Source organism: Vibrio sp. HM8-C, from assembly GCF_058630515.1.
The window spans coordinates 320,440-334,788 of sequence record NZ_JBMMKS010000001.1 but is presented as its reverse complement, the minus strand read 5'-3'; the positions used below and the strand labels follow the sequence as shown (position 1 = coordinate 334,788).

Annotated in this window: 17 protein-coding genes and 1 tRNA gene; 1 reads left to right on the top strand and 17 read right to left on the bottom strand. The window is 39.3% G+C overall.

Going from position 1 to position 14,349, the window contains the following annotated elements:
• Window positions 1–61 precede the first annotated feature (61 nt).
• From ACOSVQ_RS01540 to ACOSVQ_RS01470, 15 genes are all read right to left on the bottom strand, one after another.
• A complete protein-coding gene (locus ACOSVQ_RS01540) occupies window positions 62–598 on the bottom strand; it encodes a hypothetical protein (protein ID WP_491980841.1) in 537 nt (178 codons plus the stop codon).
• Between the two features lie 6 nt (window positions 599–604).
• Window positions 605–1,060 (bottom strand): hypothetical protein, encoded by a 456-nt coding sequence (locus tag ACOSVQ_RS01535; protein WP_491980840.1) that lies wholly within the window; start codon window positions 1,058–1,060, stop codon window positions 605–607.
• Window positions 1,061–1,227: 167 nt separating this feature from the next.
• Window positions 1,228–2,160, bottom strand: coding sequence for an FRG domain-containing protein (locus ACOSVQ_RS01530; protein ID WP_491980839.1), 933 nt, complete (start codon window positions 2,158–2,160; stop codon window positions 1,228–1,230).
• Window positions 2,161–2,300: 140 nt separating this feature from the next.
• Window positions 2,301–2,966 (bottom strand): hypothetical protein, encoded by a 666-nt coding sequence (locus ACOSVQ_RS01525; protein WP_491980838.1) that lies wholly within the window; start codon window positions 2,964–2,966, stop codon window positions 2,301–2,303.
• Window positions 2,967–3,055: 89 nt separating this feature from the next.
• On the bottom strand, window positions 3,056–3,853 hold the full coding sequence (locus tag ACOSVQ_RS01520; RefSeq protein ID WP_202854166.1) for a PD-(D/E)XK nuclease domain-containing protein: 798 nt from the start codon (window positions 3,851–3,853) through the stop codon (window positions 3,056–3,058).
• A gap of 144 nt (window positions 3,854–3,997) precedes the next feature.
• Window positions 3,998–4,597: a hypothetical protein gene (locus ACOSVQ_RS01515; RefSeq protein ID WP_491980837.1), complete on the bottom strand. Its 600-nt coding sequence runs from the start codon at window positions 4,595–4,597 to the stop codon at window positions 3,998–4,000.
• Window positions 4,598–4,993: 396 nt separating this feature from the next.
• The gene (locus tag ACOSVQ_RS01510; RefSeq protein ID WP_491980836.1) at window positions 4,994–5,239 is read right to left on the bottom strand and encodes a hypothetical protein; all 246 of its coding nucleotides are present in this window, start codon (window positions 5,237–5,239) and stop codon (window positions 4,994–4,996) included.
• Between the two features lie 105 nt (window positions 5,240–5,344).
• Window positions 5,345–6,667 carry an McrC family protein gene (locus tag ACOSVQ_RS01505; RefSeq protein WP_491980835.1) on the bottom strand — a complete coding sequence of 441 codons (1,323 nt, stop codon included), beginning with the start codon at window positions 6,665–6,667 and terminating at the stop codon, window positions 5,345–5,347.
• Between the two features lie 3 nt (window positions 6,668–6,670).
• The gene (locus tag ACOSVQ_RS01500) at window positions 6,671–8,725 is read right to left on the bottom strand and encodes an McrB family protein (RefSeq protein ID WP_491980834.1); all 2,055 of its coding nucleotides are present in this window, start codon (window positions 8,723–8,725) and stop codon (window positions 6,671–6,673) included.
• Window positions 8,726–8,907: 182 nt separating this feature from the next.
• Window positions 8,908–9,531, bottom strand: coding sequence for a hypothetical protein (locus ACOSVQ_RS01495; protein WP_491980833.1), 624 nt, complete (start codon window positions 9,529–9,531; stop codon window positions 8,908–8,910).
• Window positions 9,532–9,689: 158 nt separating this feature from the next.
• Window positions 9,690–10,163 (bottom strand): hypothetical protein, encoded by a 474-nt coding sequence (locus ACOSVQ_RS01490; RefSeq protein WP_491980832.1) that lies wholly within the window; start codon window positions 10,161–10,163, stop codon window positions 9,690–9,692.
• A gap of 89 nt (window positions 10,164–10,252) precedes the next feature.
• Window positions 10,253–10,609, bottom strand: coding sequence for a hypothetical protein (locus ACOSVQ_RS01485; RefSeq protein ID WP_491980831.1), 357 nt, complete (start codon window positions 10,607–10,609; stop codon window positions 10,253–10,255).
• 10 nt (window positions 10,610–10,619) lie between these two features.
• Window positions 10,620–10,805 (bottom strand): helix-turn-helix domain-containing protein, encoded by a 186-nt coding sequence (locus tag ACOSVQ_RS01480; RefSeq protein ID WP_491980830.1) that lies wholly within the window; start codon window positions 10,803–10,805, stop codon window positions 10,620–10,622.
• Between the two features lie 85 nt (window positions 10,806–10,890).
• Window positions 10,891–11,349, bottom strand: coding sequence for a hypothetical protein (locus tag ACOSVQ_RS01475; RefSeq protein ID WP_491980829.1), 459 nt, complete (start codon window positions 11,347–11,349; stop codon window positions 10,891–10,893).
• A gap of 456 nt (window positions 11,350–11,805) precedes the next feature.
• Window positions 11,806–11,882 (bottom strand) — tRNA-Arg (locus tag ACOSVQ_RS01470).
• 200 nt (window positions 11,883–12,082) lie between these two features.
• Between ACOSVQ_RS01470 and folD the strand changes: the two genes are divergently transcribed.
• A complete protein-coding gene (folD, locus tag ACOSVQ_RS01465; RefSeq protein WP_491980828.1) occupies window positions 12,083–12,943 on the top strand; it encodes a bifunctional methylenetetrahydrofolate dehydrogenase/methenyltetrahydrofolate cyclohydrolase FolD in 861 nt (286 codons plus the stop codon).
• Between the two features lie 64 nt (window positions 12,944–13,007).
• Here the strand turns inward: folD and ACOSVQ_RS01460 are convergent, their stop codons facing one another.
• Entirely contained in the window at window positions 13,008–13,979 is a 972-nt protein-coding gene (locus ACOSVQ_RS01460) for a lytic murein transglycosylase (protein WP_491980827.1), read from the bottom strand.
• Between the two features lie 24 nt (window positions 13,980–14,003).
• The gene (locus tag ACOSVQ_RS01455; protein WP_491980826.1) at window positions 14,004–14,282 is read right to left on the bottom strand and encodes a YcgL domain-containing protein; all 279 of its coding nucleotides are present in this window, start codon (window positions 14,280–14,282) and stop codon (window positions 14,004–14,006) included.
• Window positions 14,283–14,349: the final 67 nt, after the last annotated feature.

The window sequence follows — 14,349 nt, the reverse complement described above, 5'->3', positions numbered from 1 at the left end:
CCAAATGCCAAGCGTGCTGAATCACTCTTAAATTGCTTGTCAGAAAAACTGATACGGATGACTAATTGGTTTCATCAGCACCCTTGTTCTGTTCCTCGATCTTTGCAATACCATTAGGTAAAGCAATATCACAAAGAGTATTAACCTCTTTGAAGTTTTCCTTATGCCGTTGTAATTTTTTTTGGGCGTCTGGAGTCACTTTTCCTTCCGGGTTTGTCATCACAATTAAGTTTACTTGGCAATCTGGACTACGGTTTGAATCAGAAGCATGTTTGTCGATGGTGTCTCCGCTTACAGTTTTTACATTTTTGACATCAATACGCACTTTTAATTTACCTTTTTTAGTGCTTTGATCTAGAAAGTTCAAACTATCGACTGAATGTCCTGTTAGATCACTAACTAAACTTTTAATTTCTTCCGTAGTACCGGTAACACCAAGATCATGACCACCGTCAGGAGTATTAGTTGTTGTTGCCCTTGTGATTTCCAAGCTAGTAGTATTGCCAGCATAAGTCGATAATGCAGCTAAACAACGATGTTCAGCCTTTCTAGCCGCATCTGCGACTTTCATCGCGTTTTTTTTCTTATCATCACACATAGCTAATCACCCTAACTTAATGACTGCACCAAAATCATCAGACAACCTTAGGTGTTTTTTTTCAAAAAGTTTGATTACACCAGTTAGGATATGAAAGCGTGCCACTGCCTCGTTTAGCGGGTCATCTAAAGTATTGATGGTATCATTTTCAACCAACTGAACTTCATTTTTGCTAGTTTTCCCTGCAACTAAAGCATCATGTTCATGCTTAATTAGTTCCAAAAAATCCTTTTTAAGCATGTCTAAAATTTCTTGAATTTGAGAGTTGTTAAAGCACTCTATTTCAAAATGTTCCTCTAGGTTTTCATCAAAGTAGACCGGCAACTCTTCAAGTGGAAAGGAATCTGTCAAACGTTTTAGTAGGACGGGAGACAACTCTTCAAACTGTACTGTCCTAACATCATCTTCAATTAACTTGTCTTCTTTTGTTTTATAAATTACAAGATTTAAGCTTATAGACATTGTATATCTCCCCCTGAACCACATAAGTTATATCTAACACTAACATCCTCGATTACAGTAGTCAGTTTTTGTTTTTCTAACGCCTTGTCAAGGTGTGAGGCACGCAATATCTGAGCTTCCGTGCCACCTTAACCACAAATACCAACGCATGGTAAAAATGCCACGCGTTACGAATCACTCTTAAACGCTTTGTTAGGTGTTTCATGGTATAGATTAAGGCTGAATAACCTATCGGCAAAGCTATCACTTTTTCGGCGAAGCAAAAGCGTTTTTTCCTTTTCCAGTTGCCTATTTGCTAGATCTGCAGCACCAATTAAATCAGGGAAAAGAGTCCCACTATGCACGTTCATTGACTCCAAATGCCTCAAGAAGTCATCTCTATTAGACATTGGTATTTTAATTTTATACAACACAGGTGCATGCCCATTTAAATTGAGAACCTTAGGGATGAATTCGTCAATATCTTCGCCGTTAGGCGTAAGTGTAAAAACACCTCCCTGACTAATAACCCTCTGGTTTTCCTCGCACAATGCATCATGGATGAATCTAATACTTTCATCTTCTGATTCAACTCTATGGTCTTGATTAATATGTAAATCATGAAACGCTGCTGGAGAGAATACCCAAAGTGCGTGATACCCAGATTCAGGTAAAGTTTGAGATATGAGTGAAAAATATAGCGATACATAAGGCGATCTAGACCAATCAAGCAAAGGTGTAGACAAACCAAAGTGCTGACCTAAAGACCACCATTCCATATCATTCAAGCTAGTAGGACTAGTACCTCTTCTGCCGACAGTGTTAGTCTTAAACCTAGATAAATGTTCTTTAAGTAAATAATGTCGAGGCTTAAGCTGTATCAAGCCTTTGATTTTAGAGGCTTCTGAAGAATTATAGTTACTAATCTCAGATAGCATATTTTTATAGTCCCGATCAAACTTAGATCTTAAAGTCCAATCAGAGTCAGCTTGTCCTCGAAATATAAATTCCGACCAATCTAAAAAACTAGCTTCGAGGAGATAGACCAAGTCACCCCAACATTCCACTGTTATCTCAGCGAACGCCTCTCTCACTTCCCATTGATTAAACATATCTTCCATCTCCTAGAAACACCTAACGCCGCATTGCCGCATTAAGGTGTGAGCAACGCTACCACGGACTAAACCAATGTACCATAAACACGAAACCTAACGATCACACCAAAAGTGCTAAGCGTTGGGAATCACTCTTAAATGCTTTGTTAACCGTCACATCCAACGGACATTGGTAAATCGATGCTTCCTGAATATGGAAGCTCCTGCCCATTTTCAAAAATAGCATTGAAGCTAACTGCAATAAAATCCGCAACATGGCTACGTTTACTTGATATAGGTACTAACAGCGCAACATTAGTATGATAAGTTTCGCCAACTGGAATTAGCTTATTTAAATATCTATCAAAGTTCGGTTCAAAATCCACGCCATTGAGCGACAAAGCATCTAACCATTTAGGCAAATGCCAAGACAACTCATAGGGAGTAAGGTACGAATAGTAGACCATATCTTTCTTGGTAAACTCTTCCTGTCCTTTTACAAAATATAGGAAAGGTTGATCACCTTGAGCATAGTTGAACTTGGTTAATGTTGTCGCTAAGTCACCAGAGTTGTTGTAGCTCAAAGGTATTGTAGCCAGCAGATAACACTGCTCTTTAACTAAATAAGTGTCAACTTTTGGCGTCCCTGAACCATCAACAATTATTGCTTCTTTCGAGCTAGAAAAGCCCTGAAAATAGGTCAATATCGCAACGAGAAGCCCAATGCCGGCTATTGAAATTTTGCTTTTTAGCTTTTTAATAATTACGTCGATGATACCTATTTCCTCTTTGACGGTTAACGCCCTATTAAGGTGTAAGCAACGCAATGCCAATGCTTCCGCATACCACCTTAAACACTAAACGCAACGCATAGCAAAAATGCCAAGCGTTACGAATCACTCTTAAACAGATTGTTAGTGGTTTACTGCTGCGGAGTTATATATACCTCGACAGGTAACCCATCGAACGTTCTAGATAAGTCGTTCTCGATGCCTTTAGGGTTTGCTATTTGTCCCTCTGGGTCGTACACAAAACATACTAAAACATCACAATCTGGATGAGCTTGATACCTTTGCGTATCAATGATCAGTTGTTCACCTAATTCCTTAGCTTTAAGACTCTTTCTCGTTTTTTTGATCTCTATAACTATTCGCTCTTTCTTTAGCAGAAAATCAACACGTGAAGCAGCACCTGCATAGCTTGGTGTACATTCCTCAGGACGAACATCATCAAAGTGAATTCTTAGCAGAGCATGAAATAAATCTTGAACATCATATTCGTCGTCTATATCAAGAGTAGGTCTATCAGCATGTCTGCTTCTTAACTGTCTTGCGACTTGGTGAAAGCGCGAGATTAATGTCTGAATAAGTACGAGAGAGTTTTGCTCTTCAGGTTTTTCAGAAGAAGTATCGTCCAGAGTCCAGTACTCCTCAATTTCGTCAATGAAAGACTGAATAGTTGTAACTGATGTCTTCATACCTGATTGGTATGCCCTTTCAAAGGTAGATTCTGGAGTTGAAGACGAAAACATACCTAACGAATATCGAATTTTTTGGAAATCTTTCAGATGCCTGGTGTCCTCACCAAAGATCCGTTCAATTGCGACTTCTGTATCTCGGCGCCACTTTTTAAAGTCTTGGCTTCCACGCTTGGTATTAACTAAGTTTTCTCCGACCTGTTTCAAAGTCTTGAGTTTATCTATCGCTTTATTTTTATCCACTTCATACTCCTAAACCACTAACGCCCTGTTAAGGTGTGAGCAATGTAATACCGATGCTTCCGCATACCACCTTAAACACCAAACGCAACGCATAGTGAAAATGCCACGCGTTGCGAATCACTATTAAACAGTTTGTTAGGTGAATTAGTATACTGCAAACCTAACTTCTTCTGGACTATATGGCTCCAATGTGCCGGAAGAGCTTTCCTTTAGGAACTGAATTCTAGTGCTAGACATCTCGAAGCAGTACTTTGGGTCAAACTTCAGCATGGCTTCATGCTGGAAACGTTTTGGAGCTAACTTTATTTCACCTTCCCATGTAATTTCGTAACCATGTTGCTGAATCCAAAACTGGATAGCTTTCAATGACTCTTCCATAAAATCGTGACTACCATAAGAACTATGCTCAAGAAGAATAGCGTTGCGAAGAAAGGCGAACTTATTCTCTTTGTATTCAAAGTTAGAAACAACAGCCATAGGGCAATTTCTACTCGTTTTTCGCAATTTGCCATGTTTGTAATAATCGCCAGCGTCCACAATTAGGCTTTGTGAAAAAGACATTTCATTAGCTTGCTTATCACTTAGTTCTGAAAAATCGACTTGGTGACGTAACGCTATTGCGATCCCCCCGGCTAAACGAGTTACATCAGATAAATCGGGTTGAAAAGCAAATTGATTTACAAGAAGTAGATTCAACTCATCCCATGGCTTAATAACATCGTTTATGAACCTATTTCTGTTCATTTGCACATCCTTTCACCTAACAGTTGTTATACAGAATCAGTATCGCAGAGTGATTCTGTATAATTGATAACAGCCCACTCTACAACCATAATAACAGGCTGTTTTATATAAAATTATCATCATTAGATATGTGTGAAATATAGAAAGTGTCCGTATAAGTCGCTCACAAACTGAAAGGTAAAGACCGGACATCTCTATCAGATTATTGAGAAATCAATGTTCACCTATCCAGCTAAACCTCCAACCGTATCCTACCCTCTATAACGCCAGTTACTTCGTCAAATACACTGTCTACACTTTCAGTCTGGCTTAAATCTAAAAGATAGTATTCAAAAGGTAGCACTTTAGACATAACTCCCCGAGTTCAGACTCCAAGGTTAAGAATCGGCGAGAGTTTTACTTTCTAACAACCCGACCGAGCAAAGCAAAAGGACCACCAAGACTATTACACGACTCACTAACCGGTGTGGCAGGCTTGAAATACGCACATAATTTCTTTTTTGCCAATTGTTCTAGTTCAAACTCATTTTCAGCGAGATAAACATGCTGATTGCAGTCAGAGCAGTACTTCGCTTTGTCATTATTTGTATTTTCCAAACTTGCCCAAGCCTTCCCACAAACGAATTCAAACTCGCATTTCATCAACGCTACCCTCATCGATTTGCTAATAAGTTAATGTTCCCAAAAATAAAAATAGGCGAATATCCATCGTAGATGTCACTACAATTAGTAAAAAACACGATAACGTCAAAAATTAGTGCCTAATTCCATTTTTTCAGGCATCAATATTCGAGGGACTTGCTGATCAATAACAAAAGGAACAATCCAAAGCTTATGATCATCTCCTAATTCGAACGGTTCAGGTAATGGTAAATCAAAATTATCCTGACTCGGATAAATCAACACGACATCTTTTCCTGAACCTTCAGAACATAGGTATTTCTTGGCGTAGGCAAAAAGCTGATAAATATCTGATTGAGAAATATTAGCGTTGGTCACTTTAGTATCAAGTAACTTCCATTTGGTATCCAACACCATATAATTTTGAGTACCACTTCTAATTAACAAATCCGGTCTAAGTGTAAAGCGCCCCTTATTGCTATAAATAGCTAAGAACTTACCTTCAGCCTGTGTCTCCAATGAGTAATGTCGATTGTTTTCATACAATTTTTGCCGGATGTGCTTCGCCACATAGTCTTCAAAAACGCTTTCCATCGGGAATAGTAACGAGAAAGCTTCATTGGAACCTTTCATTGTTTGAGGGGAATGTCCATCCAAAATCAACCTTGTCCACGCTAGCGACTGCTGATAATGACTCATTCCACGGTCTACTCTTATAGACGAGAAATCTATCGAATAATTAGTTGATATAGGGACTTCTTGAAACGAAAAATCCAATTCTCTAAGTAACTTTTGGTTGGCTACATTACTTGAGTATGACTTTACCTTTCTCAGTGCAGCTCTGATTAGTCGATTTGCTGGTCTATCGAGTAGGAATTCATCATATTCGCAATAAAATCTGTGCTTATTGACGAAATTATGCTGACGTTGTTGTTTAACTTTTAGCTTCCCCTTAAGAAATGAAATGTTATCGTCTTTACGTACATAATCACTTCTCAACCCGCGCTTTAAAAGTGTATTTACCGATTGTAAGAACTGAGAAATGAACACCTCAAGTAATGGCATTTGTTCCGAAGAAATGTGAGCATTAGAGGTTTTAATAAACTCAAAACCACATAATGAGCGCAGCATAGTTATTAGTGTTGCTCTAGCTCGCGCTTGTCCCTTTTGGTCATCAGTAAAAGCTTTTCCAACTTTGGGCAATACTTCAATTTGTGTTCCATCCGGGGTAAAAATCACACCTGCGTAATTCTTCAACTGTATGACTTCCATACCCTGAAAACTTTTTAAAGTCAGCAGTTGACTGTCCGTACTGTCAGACAAACACATAGACTTTAAGTAATCGTATGCACCTGCCGATACTTTCTGCACCTGTGTATTACTTTCAGCTCGTTTATCTTTCGATAGTAAACCGAACTCGTAAACTGCCACTTCCTGACGAATGTCCATGTTCTATGATGTCATATCAGCAGAGGAATAAATCGCTTTGTATGCAAGTGGATCTTTCCATACCCCTGATTCAACATTTGCTAACTCATATCGGCTTTGGATTTGTCCATATCCATTAGGTTGGTAGCCAGTCCCAAACAGTTCTTGATATGGAACTTCAGTTGCACTAACAAATTGCAATGACACTTGTTCTTTCTGATTGTCACCAAGGACCAAACGTATCTTTTCCCAATCTTCAAAGAAGTATTCTTCAAGCAACGGGATAATCTTGTTTTGGAACACCGATTGTAATTCTTTAAAAGCCCCTGATTTGTTATTGTTTTCCACCAGCGTCTTAATAGGCATAAAGAACGCATGCCCCAATGTGTGTTCACGGTCATATAGCACTTCAATACGTTTGTTCATCGTTGTTAGCAATAACTCTAAATCAATACCTTCAACAATAACGTCGCGTAGAAGATCGGGAGCGGGCATCATTTCAACAAAATCAAACCGACGGCGAAGTGCTGTATCCATCATTGCAAGTGACCGGTCAGCAGTATTCATGGTTCCTATGATGAAAAGGTTTTTAGGTACTGAGAGTTTTTGACCAGAATATGGCAAAGTCAGCTCGATTTCTTCCTCCGCACTTTGACGCTTAGAAGGTTCAATCAGTGTAATCAGTTCTCCAAAAATCTTGGAAATATTGCCCCGATTTATCTCATCAATAACAAGGACATAATTTTCAACTTTATCCGTACTTTGGCTATTTAGAGACCTTTCTAGCATTTTAGGCAGCATAGCCTTGTATAAAGAGTCATAGCCGGTCACAAAGTAAGTTTCAATATCGTTAGGGAAACCAGATAACCAAGTTTTCTTCTCATCTTCGATAGAAAAAAGCCCATCTTTGAAATATTCATACACACTATCAATGAGCTTTCTAGATATTGGTAACTTATTCCCATTCTGTTTCCTAAAGGTGTACAACTCAGGTGATACTTCTAACAATTCGAAGCTGTTAAATTTGTCACCGACTTTTATTAACGAAGATTTGGGACTAGTGGCATCATGACAAATAGATTTAAAGATTCCATCTTTCTCATAATACGATATCTGTCCTTCTTCTGTTTTAGCACTTAACCCCTCTACAAATTCTTCGTAACCATAGCTTTGGTGGAAAGTGACAAAGCGGATTCGCCCTTTGCGGACCAACTGCTCATATTTATCTTTTAATTCAATACGATTTTTCCATTTAAACTCAGGAACAGCAGCTCGAACTGATGCTTCAATCGTATGATAAGTTTTACCAGTTCCTGGTGGACCATAAAGTATTTGATTAAGTCGTGGAGTAACACCTTGTATAAAGTTCTGATTTTCCACGGGCGCCTCGCTATACATATTTCCTGCAATTTCGACTAGCTCATTGAAAGTCATGGAGTAATACGGTTGTAAAATGTTCTCTTCAAATAATGTTCTATCTGCTTTTTGTCGTACAGATACTTGCCCAAGCGTATTGTTATAATTTGGAGCCCAGCCCTTACTTACTCCAGAATATTTTTGTAACTCCGATAACACTTTAATTGGTTCATATGTACGTAAAGACCATTCTTCACCTAGTGGCGAATTATCATTCGTAACAATATCACTTGTTACTTTGACCAGTGCTTTCACATACCCACTACGTGACAAGCTAACTATGTCACCAACTTTCATTTCACCAATAAATTTTTTACCTTGGCTTTTAGCTGTATCCTGATGCACTGTTATGTAGCAATTGCTATCAAGCCACGACGAAACCTCATCATTAATCTCACTGTAACCATGTGAAACCTTCCAAATATTAGGCAGTCTCACCGCAGGGTCTTTATTCACCAAGTGATATCCTTCCTTTTTGAAATATCTTTCTGCTTCAGCTGTATGGCACTCTGTATGATGAATACCAAAAATTACGCTATAGAGTCTCTTGGAAGGATACAAGTTACCCTCTACCTCTACAAAATGATGAAAATCACTGTCGGTGTAACCATCTTTATTTAGTTGAAGAATTGCTTCCTCAATTGTCAAAATTGATGGTTCCATATAGCCCCCTAACTGTTTAATTCCATATCAATGCAACATCGTTTAAAAGCACACGCTAGTAGTAAGATTTCAAACGCAAGTTGATCATTCTAAAGCATAATTATATTTTTTCTTTGATTAACATATGGTTATTAACCATCGATATATTTAAAATACTGCAACTTCCTTGATTGATTCGATCACTACCAGCTAATATCGAAAGTTACATTACCCGCATTCAGTTGACGCTTTCGGCTTTCAACGGTTTGCTCGATAAGGGTAGTTTGTGCGACATCTTTAGTTAAGCTGGTATCGTCGCGTCGTAATTTCGATAAAGTCGAGTGAATTGATTCTATTCGTGCAATAGTTCTATCTTCTGCATCCACCAGCTTTAGCAATATCTCCATATACTGTGCTTTTAAATCTGGTTCACCCAACTGTTCGAGCTTACTTTCAATTTCGTTTCGAGTTTTCAATGCAGAAGCTAATCTTGCACGACACACTATCAGTTCATCTTCCAATGACTTCGCGTTTACAGCGATAGTTACATCATCTTCTCTCAACAAACATGAATATGCACCATGCTTTCTAGCCATTTGATTTCCATCTTTAAAAGAAAATTGATTTGCTTTGTTTAGATTCGAAGTGATCACATTTTGCCGTTTCGTTTTTTTCACATCTGGATTCAATGATTTTATTGCTTTGACACTAATATGTTTACGAGCATTCTGATAATTAATTCCGTTGTCATTACACCATTGCTTAAGGCTGACTCCAGATTCTTGATACTTAGCTGCGTACAGATTACTTTTTACTTCCCAATCCATTTTATTCCCCTGGTATGGTTATGTATAAAGGTGTCTCAAAACAAGACAAAACCAACAATTAACAAAATCACATAAGATAATGATTTAAATAATCTTTCCAATTATCACTAGTCTTAATTTGAGACTTAAAAACTCTAGACTTGTCTCAAATCAGTACCTTAAACCGACCTTACTAGTCTCAAATCAGGACGTTGATTCTGTTCCCTTGGGAGCAAGATCGAAATTTTGTCTCCATCAAGCACCAACTCGCGGCACTCTTTAATCCCTTTTTCCAACGGCTGATGAAAAGGTCTGTCGCTTCTTTCATTTGAAGGCTGCCAATTAATACCGTATAAATGACAGTGTTTTTTCCCACTGCTTATACCTCCTTTTATAGTTCTGGTAATAAATCCAGCCTCTATTAGTGCTTCAATAGCCTTCTGGTTCGAACCCGGACTATTAAAACCTCGAACACTTAAGTCTTTTCTGGTCAAACTCAAGTACCCATTATTTTTAGTGTCATACTGAGCAGCGAGCTCAAGCAGTATCGCTTTACTTAGCGGAGCTAACTGCGTGTAAGCCTCAGTGATCAAAATCGTATGAGGAATTCCGGCAAATCTCCCTGAGTTCCTTTTTAGTTTCTTGTTTTTCATATACACTACCATTGAAAGCTGGTGGTACTCAGTCGCCAAACTACGACCACCAGCATCTATATGAAGCCAACTTTCTGTTGGCTTTAATTTTAGCCTGCCAATTGGTTAACTATTGCAAACAACTGATCGACTTGCCCCTGTTCCAAAACTCTATGAATTCGTTTAGCCAACGTTATCAGTCTCTTCTTCATAATTTTATCTTCCATCTCTTGTATTTGTTGTTCTCGTTGATGATTAAATCGGTATATTTCCCAATGAGTTATGTACCAAACAGCTTCTCCACCTATGGTTTCACAAACGACCGGTATTAAACGATGATTTCTAATGACATCAATAATCCGGCTGGAATCCTCCGTAGTAACAGAAGCGATTCTACTTTTGTTAAAGCGCTCACCACTAAGCATCGCATTTAAAATAAATTGCGAGTGTAGAGATCTTTTACCCATAAATTTCCCCTTATTTAGTTTGTGTAACAACGTTTGATTCGATAAAAGCTTCAAGGTCAGATAACCGGTATAAGACCTTGCGACCGACTTTAATGAAAGGTAATTGGTAACGCCCGGTTGACGCCCATACGGCGAGGGTACCTTCGGATAAACCGAGGTACTCTGCTGCTTGTTTACGATTGAGTTTTTTGCTCATAATTAACCCTTTAGTAGTTTGGTTGAATCAGGTTAATTATCATTACGTTGAGGGGTGGTAAAAACGAAAGAAGTACTTGTGGTGGTTAATTAGTTTTTAGTAATTTTCTATATTTAACGAGCCAATTTTCAACTGTTCTTTTATTTAGCTCTTCAAATCCTTTTGCACCACTACCAAATAGAAAGTTAGGTTTTTCGTGTTTAATCGCTGACTCAATATCTTCCCTTAACTGGTCAACTGTCTGGCTGGAATTATGCAAATAGTCTTCTATCTTAGGCTGTATAATTTCGCTCCAAAATTCATCGTATTTACCCTTTTGACCGCCTATACTTTGCTTCTTAGCTGTTATGCGAGTCCTTTGAACATAACTAGTTACGTAGTACTCTTCTTGCAAAGACGCCAAGATTTTTTCTACTTTTGAACCCAAATAAGAAGCTGTAGTTGACCGACCTGTTAGTGTTGCTTTAGCGAACTGCCTTTCGAGATCAAGAAGATAAACGAATGATTCCTTGCGCCCCCCCAAAATAGGTAAATCTGACCGCATAAGAAAGATCATCAATGGTACTCGCTCTAAGCTATCCCCTAATGTCACTAGGAATTCGCTTTTAGGCAGCTCTATACCAAATTGATTTAATAATGTGATTATGCGTTGATATCGCTCAGCAAAAAATCTGGATTCCCTATGTGTACCCAGCTCTAAAATATTTTGATGGTACCGAAATGAGGATAGAGATGGTTCAATAGTGATTTTTACGACTGGACTGGATGTGTGAAGAGGCTTTCCACTCTCATTACTGCTATAAGTCATACTGTAAGTGATATATTTGACGATAGTTAAAGGTTGCCACAGCTTACTTAAACTATCCCAACTATCTATCGCTACTGTGATCAGCTTAATATTTGTATACAGAAAATCATCATTCCACCGGCACCACTATGGCACCACCAAAACGACAAAGCCCCGACAACTCATTGAGTTATCAGGGCTTTTTTGAATAAATGGCACGCCCTACAGGATTCGAACCTGTGACCACCTGCTTAGAAGGCAGGTGCTCTATCCAGCTGAGCTAAGGGCGCGCTACAGGGAAAGGATTATACGAGTTAAAGTTGGTAAATCAACGGCTTTATCTTAGTTTCTGATTTAAATGCCTAAAAATTTACCACTCAACGGACAAGCGCCGAAAATTACAACAAAGCAAACGTTTGCTTATAGATGTTCATCAAAATTTCTGCGACAATGCGCGCAAAAATTTTCGCTATAAATGTGAAGGAAAGTCATGACTGCTCAAAATATTGATGGAACACTTATTTCTAAAACCGTGCGTTCAGAAGTTGCTGCACGAGTAAAAGCTAGAACAGAAGCTGGATTACGTGCTCCGGGACTAGCAGTAGTGCTTGTAGGTGAAGACCCTGCGTCACAAGTGTACGTTGGAAGCAAACGACGCGCTTGTGAAGAAGTGGGCTTTATTTCTAAGTCTTTCGACTTACCAGCAACGGCTTCAGAAGCAGAATTGTTGGATTTGGTTGATCAACTTAACCAAGACCCAGAAATCGATGGCATTCTTGTTCAGCTTCCTCTACCAGCTGGCATCGATTCAACACATGTACTTGAACGTATTCACCCTGAAAAAGACGTTGACGGCTTCCACCCATACAACGTGGGTCGTTTAGCGCAACGTATTCCAAAACTACGTTCATGTACACCAAAGGGGATTATCACCCTATTAGATCGTTACAACATTCCTATGCGTGGTAAACATGCTGTGATTGTTGGCGCTTCCAATATTGTTGGTCGCCCAATGACACTAGAGTTGCTACTTGCAGGCTGCACAACCACAACATGTCACAGATTTACCAGAGATCTAGAAAGCCATGTTCGTCAAGCTGACGTGTTAGTCGTTGCTGTAGGTAAACCAAACTTCATCCCTGGCGCTTGGATCAAAGAAGGTGCTGTGGTGGTCGATGTCGGTATTAACCGCCTTGAGAATGGCAAACTGGTTGGTGACGTTGAATACGATGTTGCACGCATCAACGCAAGTTTCATTACGCCTGTACCGGGCGGCGTAGGTCCGATGACGGTAGCAAGTTTGATTGAGAACACCATGATTGCATGTGAGCAATTCCACACCAATAAATAATCAAGCAAACCGATATTAAAAAGGGCTCTAAGAGCCCTTTTAATTTCTTTGATGTCTTATAAGACTAATACACAATTCTGTCTGCCAAATGACTTACCGCTAAAGCAAAGTAATAAGAACGGTTCCACTTCATCAGCACGTTGTAGTTGTTGTAAACCAAATAGGTACGACCGTCTTCATCATCAGGCATTATCAACCAAGCTTTAATGTCATCACTCAGTGCAGGAAGTGGCTTACCATCGTAACGAGTAATTCCAAGCTTGCTCCACTCACTCAAGTATTTACCTTTTTCTGGCTGACGACCTTCAAGTTCCTTATCGAGCCCATGAGGTACTTTAACCTGACGTCCCCAAGTGTATTTGTCATCCCACCCAGATTGGCTCAAATAGTTTGCAGTTGAAGCAAACACATCTGATTTGCTGCCCCAAATGTCCTTCTTACCATCACTATTGCCGTCGGCAGCATAGGCTAAGAATGAACTCGGCATAAACTGACACTGCCCCATCGCGCCAGCCCAAGAGCCTTTCATCTCTTCAGGCTTAATATGGCCTTGTTCAAGAATTTGCAGTGCTGCCATGGTCTCTTTACGGAAAAACTCTTCACGTCGACCTTCATAAGCCATCGTTGAGAGTGCATCAATAACACTAAAGCGCCCCATATTGGCGCCGAAGTTACTTTCTACACCCCATAAAGCAACAATAAAACGAGGTTGCACGCCATATTGTTCGCCAATGCGTCTCAACTCTTGATAATGCTTTTCATACAGAGCTTGCGCTTGTTTTACTTTCCAATCTGGAACTGCACTTGGAATGTACTCGTCTAGCGTTTTCTTTTTCTCGGGCTGATTTCTGTCAGCCACTATTGCTCGAGGCTTATATTCCACTTTGGTAAAAGCAGATTGGAGAATCTGCTCCGAAATACCTTCTTCGCGAGCTTGTTGTTTCAGTCCTTCAACATACTGTTCGAAGCTCACTTCATTCGCCAATACTGGCGAAGAAAGACTTAAACCCAAAACCACTGACAATAATTTTCTCAACCTAGCCTCCTTGAGTATTTGCACTCAGGAATTGTTCTGAGCTTTTCTCTCTTTATGTTGTTCCAATAGATTCACTGGTGGTGGCGGCAATTGCAAGAAGAAACCTTGCTCATCCATCGATGCTTTGACTTTTTCCACATTTACCTGAGCTAGCTGGCGAGATTCCAAGTTCACAAGCATAACAAATATCGGTTTACCGAATGTTTGCATGAGTGCTTCTGGGATCTGAGAGAAATCATCTCTTTTTGGAATGTAGAGATAGGTGCCTTCTTTCTTAGGACTTTTGTAGATAGAACAAAGCATGATGAGCCTTTTATTGTAAATAACACGTACTAATGACGAGTTTTGTCTAGAAATGGTCAAGATTCGA